The following is a 19,210-nucleotide window of genomic DNA, read 5'->3' on the forward strand; positions in this document are numbered from 1 at the left end:
GGGCAGCCTCACGCATTGGAGCTGGCGACGAGGGTCGCGAGCGCCGCCTTGGCCTTGCCATTGTCCAGCACCGCATAGGCTTGCGCCAGCCCCTCGCCGAGCGCTGCCGCCTTGCCGGCAACGACGAGCGCGGCTGCGGCGTTGAAGGCGGCGATGTCGCGGAAGGCGCTCTTCGCCCCGCCAAGCACCTCCTGCAGTGCCTGCGCGTTCTGTGCCGGCTCGCCGCCGCGCAGATCCTCAGGCTTGGCGCGGGCGATGCCGACGTCTTCCGGGGCGATCGAGAAGCTCTCGATCTTGCCGTCCTTCAGCGCGACGACGCGGGTCGGGCCGGTCGTGGTGATCTCGTCGAGCCCGTCGGAGCCGTGCACGGCCCAGACCCTCTTCGAGCCGAGCGATTGCAGCACCTTGACCATCGGCTCCAGCCAGGTCTCGGAGAAGGCGCCGATCAATTGCTGCTTGACGCCGGCTGGGTTCGAGAGCGGGCCGACCAGGTTGAAGATGGTGCGGGTGCCGAGCTCGGTGCGCACCGGTCCGACATGGCGCATCGAGGCATGATGGGTCGGCGCGAACATGAAGCCGACGCCAGCCTGCGCGATGCAGCGTTCGGTGGCGGCCGGCTCCAACCCGACCTTGACGCCGAGCGCAGTCAGCACGTCGGCGGCGCCGGAGCGCGAGGACGCGGCGCGGTTGCCGTGCTTGGCGACCGGGACGCCGCAGGCCGCGACGATGATCGAGGCGAGGGTCGAGACATTGTAGGAGCCCGAGGCATCGCCACCGGTGCCGACGATGTCGATGGCATCAGCCGGCGCTTCCACGGTGAGCATGCGCGCGCGCATGGCGGTGACCGCGCCGGCGATCTCTTCGGTGGTCTCGCCGCGCACGCGCAGCGCCATCAGGAAGGCGGCGGCCTGCGCATTGGTGACCTCGCCGGAGAGCATGGCCTCGAAGGCGTCGCGAGCTTCCTCGCGCGACAGCGAGGCGCCGGTCGCGACCTTGGCGATGAAGGGTTTGAAGTCGTCCATGGGAACTCGATCGATCAGGCTGTCGCGGAAAGGGCGGCGAAGATCACGATGATTTTGGATCGAACCGATCCAAAATCATAAACGTGATCGATTCTAGGGGTTCAGAGCGGGATCGACGCGAAAAACCGGTTCCCACTTTTTCGCATCCCGCTCTGGGGCGTTCTGGCGCGACCATCGCTCGGCGAGATCGAGGAAATTGCGTAGGATCGTCGCCCCATGCTCCGAGGCGATGCTCTCGGGGTGGAACTGCACGCCATGCACCGGCAGATCGCGATGCGACAGCGCCATGATCATCTCGTCGCCGGCTTCGGCCTCGATCGAGAGCTCTGCCGGGCAGCTTTCCCTGCGGATGACGAGCGAGTGATAGCGCGTCGCCTCGAGCGGACCGTTGATGCCGTGGAACAGGCCACGGGCGCGATGGGTGATGGTCGAGACCTTGCCGTGCATCGGCAGGGGCGCGCGCACGACTTCGCCGCCGAAGACCTGGCCGATCGCTTGCAGGCCGAGGCAGACGCCGAAGATCGGTTTCCTGTTTGCGCCCTCGCGCACGAGATCGAGGCAGATGCCGGCCTCGTTCGGCGTGCAGGGGCCGGGCGAGAGCACGACCGCGTCGTGGTCGCCGGCGAGGGCCTCGCTGACCGACAGCGTATCGTTGCGGCGCACGTCGACCTTGGCCCCGAGCCCGCCGATCAGGTGGACCAGGTTCCAGGTGAAGCTGTCGTAATTGTCGATCAGCAGGATGCGCATCGCGTCTAGGCCGTTCCCACCCAGTTTCTCAGGGCTGCACATGCCCCCGAACGCGCGCGCCGGTCAAGCGCGAGGGCGCGGAGCTGGTCGCTCCGCGCCCTCGACAGATGGTTCCATATGCCGGCGATAGCGGTCACTTCACCCGGCGATAATGCGCCGTCATGAACTGGACCCACTGGCCATCCTCGCCCTTGCCGCGCGAGGACAGGACGTGGTGGTCCGGGCTCTTGATCTCGACGATGTCCTGATAGGCGGCCGTCTTGCCGGGCTTGGTGAAGTCCGGACCTTCGGTGTCGAGGGTCAGCACGGTGCCATCGGCGCTGCGCGTGCCGGTATAGACCCACTGATTGCCCATCATCGAGCCGATGAAGGAGCCGACATAGCGTTCCTTCAGTGGATCATAGCCGAGCGTGATCCGGGTCGTCGCCGGGCTGCCGTCGGGCATGCAGCCGGTGCCGTCGCCGACGAGCCAGAGCCCGCCGATGGACGAGTAGGACTGCGTGCCTGAAGACTTCATCGGCGGCTGGTCCGGACCCATCATGCATTCGGTCTCATAGGTCCATTCGCCGACGAGCTGGAGGAGCCAGTCGTGCTCCGCCTGGGGCTTGGTCATGCAGGCGCTCATGTCGTGAGCCTGGTCCTGCGGCTTGTCGAGTTCTGCTGTGTTGGTCATGGCTCTTCCTCCTTTGCTTTGCTTCTCTGGGGTGAACAGTCGAATGCGCCGTGGTCAGGCGGCGGCAGCAACCAGTTGCGGCCGCTCTGTCGCCTGCTTGAGGGCGGCGAGGCCCTTCTCGAAATCGTCGCCGACCATGCGGTCCATGTTGAAGATCGTGCCCATGACCTTGCCGAGGAACGGGCAGGCGCCTTCCATCCGCCAGGTCACCAGCGTGCCGGCTTCAGCCGGGGCGAGCGTGAAGGTGATCAGGTTGTGGCAGGCCATCGGCTTGGTCATGTCGAGGGTGACGGCGAGCTTCACCGGTGCCTGGACCTCGACGATGGCGAGCTCGCCGGTGCCGGCCTGCTTGTTGCCGTCGAAGACATAGACGGCACCGACGCCGGAAGTCGCGCCCTTGAAGCTGCGCTTCATCGCCGGATCCTTCTTCTCATAGGGCGATCAGGCGCCCCATTCCTGGAAGTCCGCGAGCAAGGCGAAGATGCGCTCGGGCGTCGCCCGGATCGTCGCGGAACGGCTGACCTCGAAGATATCGGGCTTGCGTGCGGCGACAATGAGGAGGCCGGCGACAAGGGCGAGCACGGCGATGGCGATGTAGGTGAGCATGGCTTACTCCTGTTCAGGCATTTCGGGCCGTTGTTCCGCCCGTCTGCTGCAAGGACGTGGGCGCCTAGGGCGATCCGACACTGCGGTTGAAAATTTTTTTGGGCTCCAGCCACTACGCCTCAGCCCGCTGCGGGCGCGTGGCAGCAGGCGGCCGGCTCCTCACGCCAGCGGCCGGTCATGTCGGTCTTGCCGGGCGTGTCGTAGCGATCGTGGGGACGGACCCAGTCGGTGAGGTTGCCGGCGGGGCCGGTCTCGTTGCGGCCCTTCGGCGTCAGGTCGAGATACATGTAGGTGCCGAGCACCTCTTCGGCGCCGCGGCCGAAGGTCGAATAGGTCTGGTAGATCGCGCCACCGCCATCCTTCTCGAAGACGGTATGGCCGGAAAGGTCCTCCAGCGGCGAGGCGATCGTCTCGAAATTGTAGAAGGCGTTGGCGAGCTGCTCCGGCGTGTAGGAGACGTCGAAATCGTAGTTGAAGTCGCTGCCATGGGACGAGACCCAGTGGAAGTTCCAGCCCATGCGGTTCCTGTAGGCCTCGATCTCGGCGAGCGGCGCCCGCGCCACGGCGACATAGGCGACGTCATGTCGTTCGAGATGCTGCAGCACGCCCTCGACATGGTCGGCCTCGAAGGAGCAGCCGACGCAGCCCTCTATCTGGCCGGGAGCGAGCATGAAATGCTTGACGATGAGCTGGCTGCGGCCGCGGAACAGGTCGGCGAGCGTCTGCTTCCCGGTCGGGGTGTCGAAGACATAAGTTTTCTCGATCCGGATGCGCGGCAAGGCACGGCGCTCGGCGGCGATCGCATCACGCTGGCGCGTCAACTCCTTTTCCTTGATGAGCAGGGCTTTGCGGGCGGCGATCCAGTCTTCCTTGCTGACGGTGGTCTGCGTCATGATCGGTCTCCTCGCTGCAATGGCCGCTTCGGAATCCTGGAACTCAGGATTCCGAAGCAAGCTGTTGTCATCGACGAGTTTTCGGCTTTAGCCAGGTCTCGCTGGCGCCGTCCGCTCGTTGCCCCTTTGGAGCAAGGACGAACGAGCGGGCGCGGTGCCGACACCGCGCCTTGAAAAATTTCAGCAGTGCTCCGTCGCCGACCTCAGCCGGCTGCGGCCTGCCCGCTCTCTCGCATCAGCCGGTCGATGTGCTGGCGGATATGGGCGGCTTCGCTGGCCGAGCCGGCGAGCGCGATGGCGCGGTCGAAGATCGTGCGAGCCTCGCGGTCGCGGCCGAGCTGCATCAGCAGCCAGCCCTTGAACCCGAAGAAGTAGAAATAGCCCGAGAGCTGCTGTTCCAGTGGCTCGACCATGGCGAGCGCCGCCTCCGGCCCACGCAGCTTGGCTACGGCGACGGCGCGGTTGAGCGTGATCACCGGCGAGGGCTGGATATGCTCCAGCGTGGCGTAGAGCAGGTCGATCTGGGCCCAGTCGGTCTCATCCGGCTGTGCGGCGCGGCTGTGAACGCCGGCGATCCCCGCCTGGATCTGGTAGGCGCCGGGCCGGCGGTGGCGCATTGCCTTGTCGACCAGCGCCAGCCCCTCGGCGATCATCTCGCGGTCCCAGAGCGTGCGGTCCTGATCCTCGAGCAGAATGATCTGGCCGTTTGCGTCCAGCCTTGCTGCGGCGCGGGCGTGCTGGAGCAGCATCAGCGCCAGGAGGCCCATGATCTCGGGCTCGGTCGAGAACAGCCGCAGCAATAGCCGCGTCAATCGGATCGCTTCCTCGCTGAAGGGGCGGCGGCGGTCGCTCTCGGCGCCGCTGGCGGAATAGCCCTCGTTGAAGACGAGATAGAGCATCGCCGCCACCGCTGCGAGACGCTCGGCACGCTCGACCGCACCGGGTGTCTCGAACGGCACGTTCGCGGCGGCGACCCGGCCCTTGGCGCGGGTGATGCGCTGTTCCATCGCGCTCTCGCCGACGAGGAAGGCGCGGGCGATCTGCTTGACACTCAGTCCAGAGACGATGCGCAGGGCGAGCGCAACCTGCTGCGTCGCTGGCAGATCGGGATGGCAGCAGATGAAGAGCAGGCGCAGGATGTCGTCGCGGTAATGGCCGCCGTCGAGCCGCTCGGCGACCTCGCTCTCGGCGTCGCCGAGGTCGGAGAGCCGCTCCTCGTCCGGCAGGGCCTCCTGTTTCTTCTGCCGCCTGACCTGATCGAGCGCGACATTGCGGCCGACGAAGATCAGCCAGGCGGCCGGATCGCGCGGCGGGCCGTTCTGCGGCCAGGTCCGGAGCGCCCTGAGGCAGGCCTCCTGATAGGCCTCCTCGGCGATGTCGAGATCGCGGAAATAGCGCAAGAGGGCGCTGATCGCCTGAGGGCGCGCCGAGGTCAGCGCCGCATGGATCCAGGCGATCTCGGCCATGATCAGACTCCGGCCGGGTAATAGACGGCGAGCGGACGGACCTCGAAGGCGCCGCCCGGATTGGCCTCGCCAAGCTCGCGCGCGATGCCGAGCGCCTCGTCGAGATCGGCGACGTCGACGATGTAGAAGCCGAGGAACTGCTCCTTGGTCTCGGCGAAGGGGCCGTCGATGATCAGCGGCGGGTCGCGGTCCTTGCGCAGCGTCGTGGCCGCCGTGGTCGGCAGCAGGCGCGCGACCGGGCCGAGCTTGCCTTCCTTGGCGATGCGCTGGCGGACCTTTTCGAGGCGGCCCATGACCTCGTCGTTCTGCTCCTTCGTCCAGGCCATGACGACCTCTTCGGAATGATAGCAAAGGATGGCGTAGTGCATGCGCAGCGCTCCGGTTCAGGCCAAGGACGTTCGGCCGGGCCGGCAGCCGACAAGGCCGCGCGAAAAAAATCAAGCTGTGTCGACTATCCTTCAAACGAAGTCGTCCCGGGCGGGCGAAGCCCGACCCGGGACCCATGCCGGAACCTCATTCGGATCGGTTCAGGCATGGGTCCCGGATCTCCGCTTCGCTGCGTCCGGGATGACCTCAGACGAACTTTGAACCTTAAACGACCGGCGGGTTGAGCCGGGCGAAGCCCTCCTGGCGATGGTAGGGGAAGGCCGGGTAGGGCGGAACGATAGCGCTCGCCTTATCGAGCCGGGCGATCTGCTCTGGCGTCAGGGCCCACCCGACGGCGCCGAGATTGTCGCGCAATTGCTGCTCATTGCGGGCGCCGATGATCACGGAGGCGACGGCAGGACGCTGCAGCAGCCAGTTGATCGCGATCTGCGGGATGCTCCTGCCGGTCTCCTTGGCGAGTTCGTCGAGCACGTCGACGATGGCGTAGAGCTTCTCGTCGTCGACCGGCGGGCCGAAATCGGCGGTCTGGTGCAGGCGGCTGCCTTCGGGCAGCGGCTGGCCGCGCCTGATCTTCCCGGTGAGGCGACCCCAGCCGAGCGGGCTCCAGACCAGCGCGCCGACGCCCTGGTCGAGACCGAGCGGCATCAGGTCGAACTCGTAGTCGCGGCCGACCAGCGAATAATAGACCTGATGGGCGACATAGCGCGGGAAACCGTGCTTCTCGGCCAGCGCCAGCGACTTCATCAATTGCCAGCCGGCGAAATTGGAGACGCCGACCTGGCGGATCTTGCCGGCGCGGACCAGTGCGTCGAGCGTCGACAGCACTTCCTCGATTGGCGTGAAGGCGTCGAAGGCATGAAGCTGGAGCAGGTCGATATGGTCGGAGCCGAGCCGGCGCAGTGCGGCCTCGGTGCCGGCGATCAGGCGGCTGCGCGAGGAGCCGGCCTCGTTGGGGCCGTCGCCCATCGGCAGGGTCAGCTTGGTCGAGATCAGAACCTTGTCGCGCCGGCCCTTGATCGCGGCGCCCAAGACTTCTTCGGAGGCGCCGTTCGAATAGACGTCGGCGGTGTCGAACAGGTTGACGCCAGCTTCCAGGCAGATGTCGACGAGGCGGGTCGCTTCCTTGGCGTCGCTGGTGCCCCAGTTGCTGAAGAGCGGGCCCTGGCCGCCGAAGGTGCCGGCGCCGAAGCTGAGAGCGGGAACCTTGAGGCCGGAGCGGCCGAGATATCGGTAGTCCATGGTCGAATTCCTTGTTCCAAGTCTTTGATGACATTCACTGCGGACAGGAGGCAGGAGCGGTCTGCAGCGCCGTCTGCGGGCGCTTGTCGAGGCGCAGGCTGATCAGCGCCAGAACCAGGCTCGCCAGCGGCACCAAGGCGGCGACCCAGGTCACAGCGGCAAGGCCCGGGCCGTGGTCGATGGTGACGCCGCCGAGCCAGGCGCCGAAGGCATTGCCAAGGTTGAAGGCGGCGATGTTGAGGCTGGAGGCGAGATTGCGCCCGGCCGGTCCCGCCTTGTCGAGCACGCGCATCTGCAACGGCGCGACAGTGGCGAAGGCGGCGGCGCCGATCAGGCCGACGAAGATCGTCACTGCGACAGGCGAGCGTAGCGTCGCCGTCATGGCGAAGAGCACGATGGCGAGCGTCGCGGTGGTCGCGAGCAAAGCCACCGGCAGGTTGCGGTCGGCGAACTTGCCACCGAGCATGTTGCCGACGATCAGACCGAGGCCGAAGAGCAGCAGGATCGGCGAGACGGCCTCCTGCGAGAAGCCGGTGATCTCGACCAGGATCGGCTGGATATAGGTGAAGACCGCAAAGACGCCGCCGAAGCCGAGCACAGTCATGGCGAGGCCGAGCAGGACCTGCGGATCGGCGAGGGTGGCGAGCTCCTGGCGCAGCGGCGCGACCTCGACCTTGCCCTTGTCGGCCGGGACGAGACGGGCGAGCACCAGCATGGCGATGACGCCGATCGCGGCGATGGTCCAGAAGGTGGCGCGCCAGCCGAAATGCAGGCCGAGCCAGGCGCCGGCGGGGACACCGAGCAGGGTCGCGATGGTAAGGCCGGTGAACATCACCGCGATGGCCGAGGCCTTCTTGTCCTCGGGGACGAGGCTGGTCGCGACGACCGAGCCGACGCCGAAGAAGGTGCCGTGCGCCAGCGAGGTGACGATGCGCGCCGCCATCAGGAGGCCGTAGCTCGGCGCGAGCGCACAGGCGATGTTGCCGAGGGTGAAGATCGCCATCAGCAGGATCAGCACCTGCCTGCGCGGCAGCTTGCGGGTGGCGAGCGTGAGGACAGGCGCCCCGACGAAGACGCCGAGCGCGTAGCCTGAGATGAGCAGGCCGGTCATCGCCACGGAGACGCCGAGATCGGCGGCGACCTGCAGCAACAGGCCCATGATGACGAATTCGGTGGTGCCGATGCCGAAGGCACCGGCGGTGAGGGCATAGACGGCAATGGGCATGGGACGCTCCGCGCCAGGCGAGAGGGAATGATGCCCAGCCAGATGGTGCAGTGCAGCGATTTGAACTAGGATGCCGCTCGTAACATCACTTGTGATTTGAGTTCACTATGGCAACCCTGCTCAGCAACCGCTCCGGCGAAATGGAAGTGTTCGCGGCCGTGGTCGAGCGCGGCGGCTTCTCAGCCGCGGCCAAGCTCTTCGGCATGACGCCGTCGGCCGTCAGCAAGCTGGTCACGCGGCTGGAGGCCAGGCTCGGCGCGCGGCTGATCAACCGCTCGACGCGCAAGCTGCAACTGACCGCCGAGGGCCAGGCCTTCCACCAGCGCTGCGTCACCATCCTCTCCGACATCGCTGAAGCCGAGTGCGAGGCGGCGGCGGGCCGGGCACCGCGCGGGCGGGTGCGGGTCAATGCCAATGTCGCCTTCGGCAATCAAATTCTGCTGCCGCTGCTGCCGGCTTTCCTCACCGAGCATCCCGAGCTCTCGGTCGATCTCGTCTTCACCGACCAGGTCGTCGATCTGATCGAGGAGCGGGCCGATATCGCGATCCGCGTCGCACCCGGTCCCCTCCGCGGCAACCAGTTGATGGCCCGCAAGATCGGCGAGAGCGGTGTCGCGGTCGTCGCTTCCCCTGACTATCTCGCCCGCCATGGCGAGCCGAAGACGCCGGCCGATCTGGTGAAGCACAACTTGATCGGCTTCAATTTCGCCCGCTCGGTAGAGGGCTGGCCGTTTCGCGTCGACGGCGCACTGATCTCGATCGCCGCGCTCGGCAACACGCAGGTCGGCGACGGCGAGATCGCGCGCCAGCTCGCAGTCGCCGGCGTTGGCCTGGCGCGGCTGGGGCGCTTTCATACCCAGGCCGAGGTCGCCGCTGGGCGGCTCGTCACGGTGCTGGAGGATTTCAATGCCGGCGACATCGAGGTGATCCACGCCGTTTATCTCGGCCAGGGCGGCTTCGTGCCGGCGCGGATGCGCGCCTTCATCGATTTCCTGGCGCGGAACGTGAAGATTCGAGCCTGAGAACCTGCATCGTCATTCCGGGGCAGGCCGCAGGCCTGAGCCCGGAATCCATGAACACTGCCCTTTCCGTCATGGTCGGGCTTGTCCCGACCATCCACGTCTTTGCATCACTGATCGCGTGCGGTGTCCAAGACGTGGATGCTCGCCACAAGGGCGAGCATGACGAACTGGAGCGATGTCGCGGCCATGGGTTCCGGGCTCGCCGCTTCGCGTCGCCCCGGAATGACGGCGGAGGTCTCAGCTCAGCAGCAGGCTGTCGTCGGAGAGTTCCTCGCCGCGCACCTGCTTGAACAGGCGTAAGAGGTCCGGCACGTCCATTGCTTTGCGGCGCTCGCCGGCGATGTCGAAGACGACCTTGCCCTCGTGCAGCATCACGGTTCGGCTGCCGTGGTCGAGCGCGTCGCGCATCGAATGGGTGACCATCAGCGCGGTCAGCTTCTGCTCCTCGACGATGCGCCGGGTCAGGTCGAGCACGAAGGCTGCGGTGCGCGGATCGAGCGCCGCGGTGTGCTCGTCGAGCAGCAGCGTCTTGGTGCCCGCCAGTGTCGACATCAGCAGGCTGACCGCCTGGCGCTGCCCGCCCGACAGCAGCCCCATCGAGTCGCCAAGGCGATTCTCCAGGCCGAGGCCGAGCACCGCCAGCTTGTCGCGAAACAGGGACCGGCGCGAGCGGTCGAGCGCCGCGCCCAGGCCACGGGCGCGACCGCGGGCCTGGGCCAGCGCCATGTTCTCCTCGATCGTCAGGCGCTCGCAGGTGCCGGCCATCGGGTCCTGGAAGACGCGGGCGATCAGGCTGGCGCGCTTGGGCGTCGGCCAACGCGTCACGTCGATGCCGTCGACTTCGACCGTGCCGCGCTCGGCCCGGGCGTCGCCGCTGAGGACATTGAGCAGCGTCGACTTGCCGGCGCCGTTCGAGCCGATGACGGTGATGAACTCGCCTTCGGCCACGGTGAGGTCAAGACCGCGCAGCGCCCGATTCTCCAGCGGCGTGCCGCGCCCGAAGGTGACATGGACGTCCCGGACGCTGATCATGGCGCGCTCCGCTTGAACAGGCTGCGCAGCGGATTGGCGACACCAGGCAGCATCAGGGCGATGCCGACCAGCACCGCCGTGACGAGGTTGAGATCGGAAGCGCGCAGGCCGAGCCAGCCGGCATTCAAGGCGAGCGCGATGGCGAGGCGATAGGCGATGGCGCCGATCAGGCAGGAAAACACCGCGACGACGATGGACTTGGTGCGGAAGATGGTCTCGCCGAGGATGACGGCGGCGAGGCCGGCGATGATGGTGCCGGTGCCGATGCTGACATCGGCGAAGCCTGCCGTCTGCGCGAACAGGGCGCCGGCCAGCGCCACGAGGCCGTTGGAGAGGGCGACGCCGACATAGATGTACATGTCGGTGCGGATGCCCTGCGCCCGCGCCATGCGCGGATTGGCGCCGGTGGCGCGCATGGCGAGGCCGAACTCGGTCTTGAGGAAGCGGGCGAGCAGCGCGGCGATCACGGTGACGATGATCAGCAGCGCGAGCACGCGCAGGGTCGGGCGGGCGGGCAGCCCCATGGCGGCGATGAAGGGGTTCAGCCAGGTGAAGAAGTCGATCACCGTCGGCCGGTTCATCAGCGGGATGTTGGGCACGCCCATCACCCGCAGATTGATCGAGAACAGCGCCGTCATCGTCAGGATGCCGGCGAGCAGATGCAGGATCGAAAAGCGGATATTGAGCCAGGCGGTGACGCTGCCGGCGAGACAACCGGCGATGATCGCCGCCAGCGTGGCGAAGACGGGGTTGACGCCGCCTGCGATCATCGCCGCCGCGACGGCGGCGCCGAGCGGCAAGGTGCCGTCGACCGTCAGGTCGGGAAAGTCGAGGACGCGGAAGGTGATGTAGACGCCGAGCGCCACGAGAGCGAACACCAGTCCGATCTCGATGGCGCCCAGGGTAGCGATGAGACTCATCGGTCGCCCTGCTTGTTCTGTTCTGGAATGGGGAGGCGGCCGGTCGCGGCGGCGCGGGGCGCCGCCGCGTTATCAGGTCAGTTGATCACCTGCTTGGCGTGGGCCTGCACGGCGGCCGGGATCGTCACGCCCATGGCGGCAGCCGCCTTGGCGTTGATGACGAGGTTGCTGCCGCTGGCGTTCTTGACCGGGATGGTGCCGGGCTTCTCGCCCTTGAGGACGCGCACGACGACCGCGCCGGTTTCGACGCCGACCTGGAAGTAGTCGAAGCCGATCGAGGCGACCGAACCCTTCTGGACCGACTCGGTGTCGCCGGTGAAGACGGGCAGCTTGTTGTCGGTGCCGACAGCCAGCACCGTGCCGAGCGCCGAGATGATGGTGTTGTCGGTCGGCAGGTAGATCGCGTCGACCTTGCCGACCAGGCTCTGCGCGGCGGCGGAGACATCGGCGGTGCGGCCGGCCGAAGCCTCGACGATTTGCAGGCTGCGGGCAGGCGCCAGCGCCTTGACGGCGTTGAGGAGCGCGACGCTGTTGGCCTCGCCCGGATTGTAGATGACGCCGATCTTCTTGGCCGCGGGGACCAGCTCCTTGATCAGGTCGAACTGGGCCTCGAGCGGCGAGAAATCGGAGATGCCGGTGACGTTGCCGCCCGGCGCCTGCCTGTCCTTGACGATCTGGGCCGCGACCGGGTCGGTCACGGCGGTGAACACCACGGGAATCGTCTGCGTCGCCGTCACCATCGCCTGGGCGGAGGGCGTCGCGATCGCGACGATCACAGTCGGGTTCTCGCCGGCGAATTTCTGGGCGATCTGCGCCGCCGTCGCTGGGGAGCCCTGCGCCGATTCATAGCGGAAGGTGAGGTTGGTGCCGTCCTTGTAGCCGGCCTCCTCCAGCGCCTTCTTGACGCCGTCGCGGGCGGCATCGAGCGCCGGGTGCTCGACGATGGCGGTGACCGCGACCGTCACCTTCTGGGCCTGCTGGGCGAAGGCAGCCGTTCCGGCCAGAAGCGCCAGGGCAAGACCGCTGCCGATCATGGTTGCGCGCAAACGCATGGTTTCCTCTCCATTGTCGCCGAACCCTGTCGGTCCGCTTCAGGCATTTGCGCCAGCGGGCAGGGTCGATCGTGATTGCTGAGTGGCCGCCCGAAGCAACCTTGAGGCTAGGGAGCGGCGCTCTCGACTACCGGCAATATGCGCGGGCCAAAACATGCCGCGCAAGTGAGCAGGCATGCGTCTTCGGGAGGGGCGCATGCGAACATGCGCTGCCGGATCACTGTCCCCGCCGGCTGCGAGCCGCGAAGCGCACGGCTTCCTCCGCCGCCTTGAACAGGGCCTTGGCCTTGTTGATGCATTCGAGCTGTTCGGAGGCCGGGTTCGAATCGTAGACGATGCCGGCGCCGGCCTGGACCTGCATGCGGCCATCCTGGACGACCGCGGTGCGCAGGACGATGCAGGTGTCCATCTCGCCATTGGCGCCGAAATAGCCGATGCAGCCGCCATAGGCGCCGCGCCCGTCCTTTTCGAGCTCGTCGATGATCTCCATGGCGCGCACCTTCGGCGCGCCGGAGACGGTGCCGGCCGGGAAGCCGGCCGCGAGCGCCGAGAGCGCGTCATGCTCGCCGGAGATGCGTCCCTCGACGTTCGAGACGATGTGCATCACCTGGCTGTAGCGCTCGATGAAGAAGGAATCGGTGACGTTGACGCTGCCGATCTCCGCGACCCGCCCGACATCGTTGCGGCCGAGGTCGAGCAGCATCAGATGTTCGGCCCGCTCCTTCGGGTCGGCCAGCAATTCTTCGGCAAGCGCTTCGTCGGCCGCCGGCGTCGCGCCGCGCGGTCGCGTGCCGGCGATAGGCCGGATCGTGACCTTGCCGTCGCGCAGTCGCACCAGGATCTCGGGGCTGGAGCAGACGATCTGGAAGGCCTCGAAGTCGAGATATCCGAGGAAGGGCGCCGGGTTGAGCCGCCGCAGCGCGCGGTAGAGCGCGAAGGGCGGCAGTTCGAACGGCGCCTCGAAACGCTGCGAGAGCACGACCTGGAAGATGTCGCCGGCGCGGACATATTCCTGCGCCGTCGCGACCATGGCGTGGAACTCGGCCTCGCTGGTGTTCGAGGTCGATTCCGGATGCGGGATCGCCGTGATATCGATTCCGGCCTCGTCGGGCAGTGGGCCTTCGAGCGCCCGCACCACCGCGTCGAGCCGCTCCTGCGCCCGCTCATGAGCGGCGCGGGCCGGGACGCCGGCCTGAGGCCGCACCGGCGTCACCACGGTGATCTCGTCGCGGATCGAATCGAACACCACCATCAGCGTCGGCCGCGTCAGGATGGCGTCGGGCACGCCCGGGCCGGTCGCCTTGGGCTCCGGCAGGCGTTCCATCAGGCGCACCATGTCATAGCCGAGATAGCCGAAGACGCCGGCCGCCATCGGCGGCAGGCCGTCGCGATCGGGAATGGCACTCTCGGCGAGCAAAGCGCGCAGGGACTCGAAGGCCGGACGTGGGTCGGCGACGAAATCCTCGTCCTGTGCCAGGCGGCGGAGCGAGGCCTCACCGCGATGGCAGCGCCAGATCAGGTCGGGATCGAGACCAATCATCGAGTAGCGGCCGCGCACGGCGCCGCCCTCGACCGACTCCAGCAGGAAGGCCGGCCCCTTATAGGCGTGGCGCAGCTTCAGGAAGGCGGCGACCGGCGTCTCGCAATCGCCGACCAGCGACAGCGTCAGCAATTGCGGCTCGCCGGCCGCGTAGGCGGCGGCGAAGCGGGCGAAATCGGCGGTCGGATCCATGCGCCCTGCTTCAGTTCTGGCCGCCGGTGGCGTTGCGCAGCGCCGCCTGGTTGACCTGGACGCCGAGATCGCTCTGCAGCTTGCCGACATATTGGGCGAGGATGTCCTCGCTGATGCTCGACGTCAGCAGCCGTACAAAGTTCTCGGCATCCTCGGTAGTGCGGACATAGGGGCTGACCGTCGCGGTCTTGACCTGGAAGACGATGCGGCCGGCATTGTCGACCGCAGCCGAGCCGGCCTTGCCGGCGGGCGTGCCGAAGACCAGCGAGACGACATTGCGCGGCAGCGCCTCGCTCTGGTCCTGCCGGCCGAGCGTCGCATCCTCCAAAGCAAGTCCCTGCGCGAAGGCAAGCGCGTCGAGCTTCTCGCCGGCGTCGAGCTTCTGCACGATTTCGCGGGCCTGGGCTGAGAGGCGGGAGGCGACCTCGTCGGCGCGCCATTGCTTCTCGACTTCGGCCTTGACCTCGTCGAAGCCGCGTTCGCGCGGCGGATCGATCTTGCTGACGTCGTACCAGACATAGCCGCCATTGTTCGGCAAGCGGATCGCCTCGTTGTCGACGCCGATATCGGAGCGGAAGAGCGCCTGCAGCGTCGTGTCGCCGCCGGGCAGGGAGGTCTCCTGCGTGCCGTCGGCCTTGCCGAGGCTGGAATCGGCCGGGCCGAAGCTGCGCAGCGCCAGGCCGAACTCCTTGGCGATCTCGGGCAGGGGCTTGGCCGAGGCGCGCTGGTCCTCGATCTTGTCGTGCAGCTCGGTCATCTGCTCGGCGGCGCGGCTCGTCGCAACATCGCGACGGACCTCGTCGGCGACCTCCTCGAAGCCCTTGAGCCTTGCCGCCTCGATTGTCGGCACGCGCAGCAGCACGACGCCGAAACCACCCTGCACGGGTTCGCTGACCGCGCCCTGCGCCAGTGCGAAAGCGGCGTCGCGCACGGCCGGATCGAACAGGCCCTCACGGGTGAAGGTGCCGAGCGTCAGATCGGCCTCGGCGACATTGCGGCTGGCGCCGACCGCCTCGAAGGTCTCGCCGGCGGCGATCTTCGCCTTGGCGGCCTTGGCTTCCTCCATCGAGGGGAAGCCGATCTGCTGGACCGTGCGGCGCTCGGCCGAGCCGAAGCGCTGCGCCTTGACCTGCTCGTAGCGGGCGCGGGCGTCGGCATCGCTGACCTTGCTCGGGTCGGCCAGGCTGGCGGCCGTCAGGACGAGCACATTGGCGGTGCGGTATTCGGGGGCGCGGAAGGCGGCCTTGCGCTCGTCGAAATACTTGCGCAGCACCTCATCGGTGGGGGCGGCGATCTCGCCGGCAGCGCTCTCGGGCAGGGTGATATAGGCGATCTCGCGCTGCTCATGGCGCAGGCGATGGCCGAGCTCCTGCAGTGCGCCGGGAGCCGTGACGGCGCCGACCACCATTTCGGCGAGCTCCTGGCGCATCGTCGCAGCGCGCTGCTCGCGCACGAACTGCTGCTCGTTCATTCCGATCGCGCGCAGGAGCTCGTTGAAGCGGGCGGGATCGAACTGGCCGGCGGCATTCTTCAGGTTCGGATCGGCGAACAGGATGTTGCGCACGGTCTCGTCGGAGACGGCGAGGCCCATCTTCGTCGCGGTCTGGTCGAGCGTCGCGTCGGTGACGAGGCGAGAGAGCACGCGCTGGTCGAGGCCGAGCGCCCGCGCCAGCTCGGGGCTGATCTGGCGGCGCTGCTGGCGCTGCAGCTGCTGAACTTCGTTCTGATAGGCGGTGCGCACCTGCTCGAGGCCGATCTCGGTCTTGCCGACGACGGCGACGGCGTTGCGGCCATAGCCGCGGAAGATGTCGCCGATGCCCCAGATCGCGAAGGAGATGATCAGGAAACCGAACATCACGGCGATGATGAGCTTGCCGATCAAGCTCTGCCCCGCCTTGCGGATGCCCTGCATCATCATGGTCTGGTCTTCCTAATCCTCTCGCGGGCATGCCGCTGCGCGCCGCTTATAGGTAGACCGGCGTCTTCCGGCAATCACCGCGACCGGCCTCGATTGCGATCAAGGGACGGCATTGGTAGAGCCGAACGGACAAGATTTGGAGAGCAGACGTGACGCGAACGATCAAGCCGCTGGTGGCGGGCAACTGGAAGATGAACGGGCTGAAGGCGGATCTCGCCATCGCCGCCGAGGTGGCGAAGGGCGCTGACGCCAGCTTGCGGCGCGCCGTCGACCTCGCCATCTGCCCGCCCGCGACGCTGCTGTTCACGCTGACGGCTGCGCTGATCGGCTCGCGGATCGCGACAGGTGGGCAGGATTGCAGCGCCCATGACAGCGGCGCCTATACCGGTGAAGTCTCGGCGCCGATGCTGGTCGATGCCGGTGCGACCTACGCGATCGTCGGCCATTCCGAGCGCCGCACCCTGCATGGCGAGAGCAATGCGCAGGTGAAGGCCAAGGCCGAGGCGGCGCTGGCGGTCGGACTGACGCCGATTGTCTGCGTCGGCGAGACCAGGGATGAGCGCGAGGCCGGCAAGGCGCTGGCGATCGTGAAGAAGCAGCTGCGCGGCTCGGTGCCGGACGGCGCGACGGCAGTCTCGCTCGTGGTCGCCTATGAGCCCGTCTGGGCGATCGGCACGGGCCTGACCCCGACCGCGGCCGATGTCGCCGAGATGCACGAGGCGATCCGGGCCGAGCTCGGACGCATTCTCGGCAAGGCCACCGCCGCTGGCGTCAGGCTGCTCTATGGCGGCTCGGTCAAGCCGAGCAATGCCGCCGAGCTGATGAACGTCGCCAATGTCGACGGCGCGCTCGTTGGCGGCGCCAGCCTCAAGGCCGAGGACTTCCTGGCGATCGCGCGCGCCTGCGCCTGATCGCAAGGGACATCGAGACCCCGCATCAAAATCGCGGGTGGCATGGGCGCAAAGCCCATGCTATGGGCAGCGCCGTTCCGCGGGATGCCGCCATCTTGGCAGGCGCCCGCGCCATACCCATTTCGAGAGCCATGCAGAACGTCCTCATCGTCATTCACTTGCTGATCGTGATCGCGCTGGTCGGCGTCGTGCTGCTGCAGCGCTCGGAAGGCGGCGGCCTCGGCATGGGCTCGGGCGGCGGCGGCGGTGTCGGTGGCTTCATGACCGGCCGTGGTCAGGCCAACGCGCTGACCCGCGCCACTGCGATCCTCGCCGGCCTGTTCTTCATCACCTCGATCGTGCTCGCTGTGATGGCGACGCAGGGGCGGACGCAGCGCTCGATCATCGACGGTGCCCCGGCGCCGGCCGGCACGACCGCTCCGGCCACTCCGAGCGGGCCCTCCGCTCCGAACGCGGGCGGGGTCTTCGACCAGCTGCAGCGGATGCAGAACCAAGGCGGCTCACAACCGCCGCAGCCGGGAACACCGACGCGGTGACCGGGACGGGACAAGGGCAGGGGCCGGGAAACCGGCCCTTCTCTTTTGTGGACAAGCGCAAGGCGCAGGACCGGCCTGCACCGAGCCGCTTAGCGAATCGAACTCTAGGCGTTAAAGGTGACCTCCCATGACGCGGTATGTTTTCATCACCGGCGGCGTGGTGTCCTCGCTCGGCAAAGGCCTGGCGGCGGCTGCTCTGGCTGCTCTCCTGCAGGCGCGTGGCCATACGGTCCGCCTGCGCAAGCTCGACCCCTATCTCAATGTCGATCCGGGCACGATGAGCCCGTATCAGCATGGCGAGGTCTTCGTCACCGATGACGGTGCCGAGACCGATCTCGATCTCGGCCATTACGAGCGCTTCACCGGCCGGCCCTGCAACAAGGGCGACAACATCACCACCGGTCGCATTTACATGGACATCCTGACGCGCGAGCGCCGGGGCGACTATCTCGGCGCCACCATCCAGGTGATTCCGCACGTCACCAACGCGATCAAGGAATTCGTCCTCTCCGGCAATGACGGCTACGATTTCGTGCTGGTCGAGATCGGCGGCACGGTCGGCGACATCGAGAGCCTGCCCTTCCTCGAGTCGATCCGCCAGATCAGCCAGCAATTGCCGCGCGGCCAGTGCATCTTCGTCCACCTGACGCTGCTGCCCTATATCCCGACCGCAGGCGAGCTGAAGACCAAGCCGACACAGCACTCGGTCGCGGAATTGCGCTCGATCGGCATCCAGCCCGATATCCTGCTTTGCCGTACTGACCGCGAGATCCCGGTGGAGGAGCGCCGCAAGCTGGCGCTGTTCTGCAATGTCCGTGAGACGGCGGTGATCGAGGCCCGCGACGTCGCCTCGATCTACGACGTGCCGCTCTCCTACCATGCCGAGGGCCTCGACACCGAGGTGCTCGCCGCATTCGGCATGGACGACAAGACCGCGCCTGACATCAGCAACTGGCGCCGCATCTCCGAGCGGATCAAGAACCCGGAAGGCGAGGTCACCATCGCCATCGTCGGCAAGTACACCGGGATGAAGGACGCCTATAAGTCGCTGATCGAGGCGCTGACCCATGGCGGCATCGCCAACCGGGTCAAGGTCAATCTCGACTGGATCGAATCCGAGGTGTTCGAGAAGGAAGACCCGGCGCCCTTCCTCGAGCATGTCCACGGCATCCTCGTGCCCGGCGGCTTCGGCCATCGCGGCGCCGAGGGCAAGATCAAGGCGGCGAGCTTCGCCCGGCAGCGCAAGGTGCCCTATTTCGGCATCTGCTTCGGCATGCAGATGGCGGTGATCGAGGCGGCGCGTTCGCTCGCCGGCGTCAAGGATGCCAACTCGACCGAGTTCGGCCCGACCCAGCAGCCCGTGGTCGGCCTGATGACCGAGTGGATGCGCGGCAACGAGCTGGAGCAGCGCTTCTCCGGCGGCGATCTCGGCGGCACGATGCGGCTCGGCGCCTATCAATCGAAGCTCTCTGACGACACCAAGATCGCCAAGATCTACGGCTCGACCGAGATCTCCGAGCGGCACCGCCACCGCTACGAGGTCAATATGGGCTATCGCGAGATGCTCGAGGCCAAGGGCCTGCGTTTCAGCGGCGTCTCGCCGGATGGTTTGCTGCCGGAGACGGTCGAGTACCCCGACCATCCCTGGTTCATCGGCGTGCAGTACCATCCCGAGCTGAAGTCGCGGCCGTTCGAGCCGCATCCGCTCTTCGCCAGCTTCATCGAAGCGGCGGTGGTGCAGAGCCGCCTGGTCTGATCGCTCCGCGATTGCTGGCCTGACCATCACAAGGCGCGCTTCGCATTCCTATCGGAGGCGAGGCGCGCAATGC

At 67.3% G+C, this 19,210-nt stretch carries 19 protein-coding genes; 4 read left to right on the forward strand and 15 right to left on the reverse strand.

Features of this window, described 5'->3' with window-relative positions; genetic code table 11:
• Positions 1-8: 8 nt before the first annotated feature.
• The 10 genes from trpD to AC07O0_RS07305 form a co-directional block, all read right to left on the reverse strand.
• Positions 9-1,022, reverse strand: a complete 1,014-nt coding sequence (gene trpD / locus AC07O0_RS07260) for an anthranilate phosphoribosyltransferase (protein ID WP_494621434.1) — start codon at positions 1,020-1,022, stop codon at positions 9-11.
• A gap of 93 nt (positions 1,023-1,115) precedes the next feature.
• Positions 1,116-1,769, reverse strand: coding sequence for an anthranilate synthase component II (locus AC07O0_RS07265; RefSeq protein WP_494621436.1), 654 nt, complete (start codon positions 1,767-1,769; stop codon positions 1,116-1,118).
• Positions 1,770-1,902: 133 nt separating this feature from the next.
• Entirely contained in the window at positions 1,903-2,442 is a 540-nt protein-coding gene (locus AC07O0_RS07270; RefSeq protein ID WP_494621438.1) for a DUF1579 domain-containing protein, read from the reverse strand.
• Between the two features lie 54 nt (positions 2,443-2,496).
• On the reverse strand, positions 2,497-2,856 hold the full coding sequence (locus tag AC07O0_RS07275) for an SRPBCC family protein (RefSeq protein WP_494621440.1): 360 nt from the start codon (positions 2,854-2,856) through the stop codon (positions 2,497-2,499).
• 27 nt (positions 2,857-2,883) lie between these two features.
• Positions 2,884-3,048, reverse strand: a complete 165-nt coding sequence (locus AC07O0_RS07280) for a hypothetical protein (protein WP_494621442.1) — start codon at positions 3,046-3,048, stop codon at positions 2,884-2,886.
• Positions 3,049-3,167: 119 nt separating this feature from the next.
• On the reverse strand, positions 3,168-3,941 hold the full coding sequence (locus AC07O0_RS07285) for a DUF899 domain-containing protein (RefSeq protein WP_494621444.1): 774 nt from the start codon (positions 3,939-3,941) through the stop codon (positions 3,168-3,170).
• Between the two features lie 203 nt (positions 3,942-4,144).
• A complete protein-coding gene (locus AC07O0_RS07290; protein ID WP_494621446.1) occupies positions 4,145-5,407 on the reverse strand; it encodes an RNA polymerase sigma factor in 1,263 nt (420 codons plus the stop codon).
• Between the two features lie 2 nt (positions 5,408-5,409).
• Positions 5,410-5,775: a YciI family protein gene (locus AC07O0_RS07295; RefSeq protein WP_494621448.1), complete on the reverse strand. Its 366-nt coding sequence runs from the start codon at positions 5,773-5,775 to the stop codon at positions 5,410-5,412.
• Between the two features lie 223 nt (positions 5,776-5,998).
• Positions 5,999-7,033, reverse strand: coding sequence for an aldo/keto reductase (locus AC07O0_RS07300; RefSeq protein WP_494621450.1), 1,035 nt, complete (start codon positions 7,031-7,033; stop codon positions 5,999-6,001).
• Positions 7,034-7,067: 34 nt separating this feature from the next.
• On the reverse strand, positions 7,068-8,258 hold the full coding sequence (locus AC07O0_RS07305) for an MFS transporter (RefSeq protein ID WP_494621452.1): 1,191 nt from the start codon (positions 8,256-8,258) through the stop codon (positions 7,068-7,070).
• Between the two features lie 107 nt (positions 8,259-8,365).
• On the opposite strand from AC07O0_RS07305, the gene AC07O0_RS07310 reads away from it, so the two are divergent.
• A complete protein-coding gene (locus tag AC07O0_RS07310; protein ID WP_494621454.1) occupies positions 8,366-9,280 on the forward strand; it encodes a LysR family transcriptional regulator in 915 nt (304 codons plus the stop codon).
• Positions 9,281-9,517: 237 nt separating this feature from the next.
• Here the strand turns inward: AC07O0_RS07310 and AC07O0_RS07315 are convergent, their stop codons facing one another.
• The 5 genes from AC07O0_RS07315 to AC07O0_RS07335 form a co-directional block, all read right to left on the reverse strand.
• Positions 9,518-10,312 (reverse strand): ABC transporter ATP-binding protein, encoded by a 795-nt coding sequence (locus AC07O0_RS07315; protein WP_494621456.1) that lies wholly within the window; start codon positions 10,310-10,312, stop codon positions 9,518-9,520.
• Complete coding sequence (locus tag AC07O0_RS07320; protein ID WP_494621458.1) at positions 10,309-11,232, reverse strand: ABC transporter permease; 924 nt, start codon at positions 11,230-11,232, stop codon at positions 10,309-10,311. The genes AC07O0_RS07315 and AC07O0_RS07320 overlap by 4 nt, the downstream gene beginning before the upstream one ends.
• A gap of 77 nt (positions 11,233-11,309) precedes the next feature.
• Positions 11,310-12,284: an ABC transporter substrate-binding protein gene (locus tag AC07O0_RS07325; RefSeq protein WP_494621460.1), complete on the reverse strand. Its 975-nt coding sequence runs from the start codon at positions 12,282-12,284 to the stop codon at positions 11,310-11,312.
• Between the two features lie 217 nt (positions 12,285-12,501).
• Entirely contained in the window at positions 12,502-14,016 is a 1,515-nt protein-coding gene (gene trpE, locus AC07O0_RS07330; RefSeq protein WP_494621462.1) for an anthranilate synthase component I, read from the reverse strand.
• A 10-nt stretch (positions 14,017-14,026) separates the two neighbouring features.
• Positions 14,027-15,934, reverse strand: coding sequence for a peptidylprolyl isomerase (locus AC07O0_RS07335; protein ID WP_494621464.1), 1,908 nt, complete (start codon positions 15,932-15,934; stop codon positions 14,027-14,029).
• A 149-nt stretch (positions 15,935-16,083) separates the two neighbouring features.
• Between AC07O0_RS07335 and tpiA the strand changes: the two genes are divergently transcribed.
• From tpiA to pyrG, 3 genes are all read left to right on the forward strand, one after another.
• Entirely contained in the window at positions 16,084-16,845 is a 762-nt protein-coding gene (gene tpiA, locus AC07O0_RS07340) for a triose-phosphate isomerase (protein ID WP_494621466.1), read from the forward strand.
• Between the two features lie 131 nt (positions 16,846-16,976).
• Positions 16,977-17,381 (forward strand): preprotein translocase subunit SecG, encoded by a 405-nt coding sequence (gene secG, locus AC07O0_RS07345; RefSeq protein ID WP_494621468.1) that lies wholly within the window; start codon positions 16,977-16,979, stop codon positions 17,379-17,381.
• Between the two features lie 127 nt (positions 17,382-17,508).
• Entirely contained in the window at positions 17,509-19,137 is a 1,629-nt protein-coding gene (gene pyrG, locus AC07O0_RS07350; protein ID WP_454027603.1) for a CTP synthase, read from the forward strand.
• The last annotated feature ends 73 nt before the right edge of the window (positions 19,138-19,210 follow it).

It is taken from the genome of Allobosea sp. GW821-FHT10B12, assembly GCF_059415545.1.

Bases quoted from the DNA above. Each gene is read 5' to 3' on its own strand.
- AC07O0_RS07285 (WP_494621444.1), bottom strand. From the start codon at position 3,941: ATGACGCAGACCACCGTCAGCAAGGAAGACTGGATCGCCGCCCGCAAA.
- AC07O0_RS07335 (WP_494621464.1), bottom strand. From the start codon at position 15,934: ATGATGATGCAGGGCATCCGCAAGGCGGGGCAGAGCTTGATCGGCAAG.
- AC07O0_RS07290 (WP_494621446.1), bottom strand. From the start codon at position 5,407: ATGGCCGAGATCGCCTGGATCCATGCGGCGCTGACCTCGGCGCGCCCT.
- AC07O0_RS07295 (WP_494621448.1), bottom strand. From the start codon at position 5,775: ATGCACTACGCCATCCTTTGCTATCATTCCGAAGAGGTCGTCATGGCC.
- secG (WP_494621468.1), top strand. From the start codon at position 16,977: ATGCAGAACGTCCTCATCGTCATTCACTTGCTGATCGTGATCGCGCTG.
- AC07O0_RS07325 (WP_494621460.1), bottom strand. From the start codon at position 12,284: ATGCGTTTGCGCGCAACCATGATCGGCAGCGGTCTTGCCCTGGCGCTT.
- AC07O0_RS07300 (WP_494621450.1), bottom strand. From the start codon at position 7,033: ATGGACTACCGATATCTCGGCCGCTCCGGCCTCAAGGTTCCCGCTCTC.
- AC07O0_RS07270 (WP_494621438.1), bottom strand. From the start codon at position 2,442: ATGACCAACACAGCAGAACTCGACAAGCCGCAGGACCAGGCTCACGAC.
- AC07O0_RS07280 (WP_494621442.1), bottom strand. From the start codon at position 3,048: ATGCTCACCTACATCGCCATCGCCGTGCTCGCCCTTGTCGCCGGCCTC.
- trpD (WP_494621434.1), bottom strand. From the start codon at position 1,022: ATGGACGACTTCAAACCCTTCATCGCCAAGGTCGCGACCGGCGCCTCG.
- AC07O0_RS07320 (WP_494621458.1), bottom strand. From the start codon at position 11,232: ATGAGTCTCATCGCTACCCTGGGCGCCATCGAGATCGGACTGGTGTTC.
- AC07O0_RS07275 (WP_494621440.1), bottom strand. From the start codon at position 2,856: ATGAAGCGCAGCTTCAAGGGCGCGACTTCCGGCGTCGGTGCCGTCTAT.
- trpE (WP_494621462.1), bottom strand. From the start codon at position 14,016: ATGGATCCGACCGCCGATTTCGCCCGCTTCGCCGCCGCCTACGCGGCC.
- AC07O0_RS07315 (WP_494621456.1), bottom strand. From the start codon at position 10,312: ATGATCAGCGTCCGGGACGTCCATGTCACCTTCGGGCGCGGCACGCCG.
- AC07O0_RS07265 (WP_494621436.1), bottom strand. From the start codon at position 1,769: ATGCGCATCCTGCTGATCGACAATTACGACAGCTTCACCTGGAACCTG.
- AC07O0_RS07310 (WP_494621454.1), top strand. From the start codon at position 8,366: ATGGCAACCCTGCTCAGCAACCGCTCCGGCGAAATGGAAGTGTTCGCG.
- pyrG (WP_454027603.1), top strand. From the start codon at position 17,509: ATGACGCGGTATGTTTTCATCACCGGCGGCGTGGTGTCCTCGCTCGGC.
- AC07O0_RS07305 (WP_494621452.1), bottom strand. From the start codon at position 8,258: ATGCCCATTGCCGTCTATGCCCTCACCGCCGGTGCCTTCGGCATCGGC.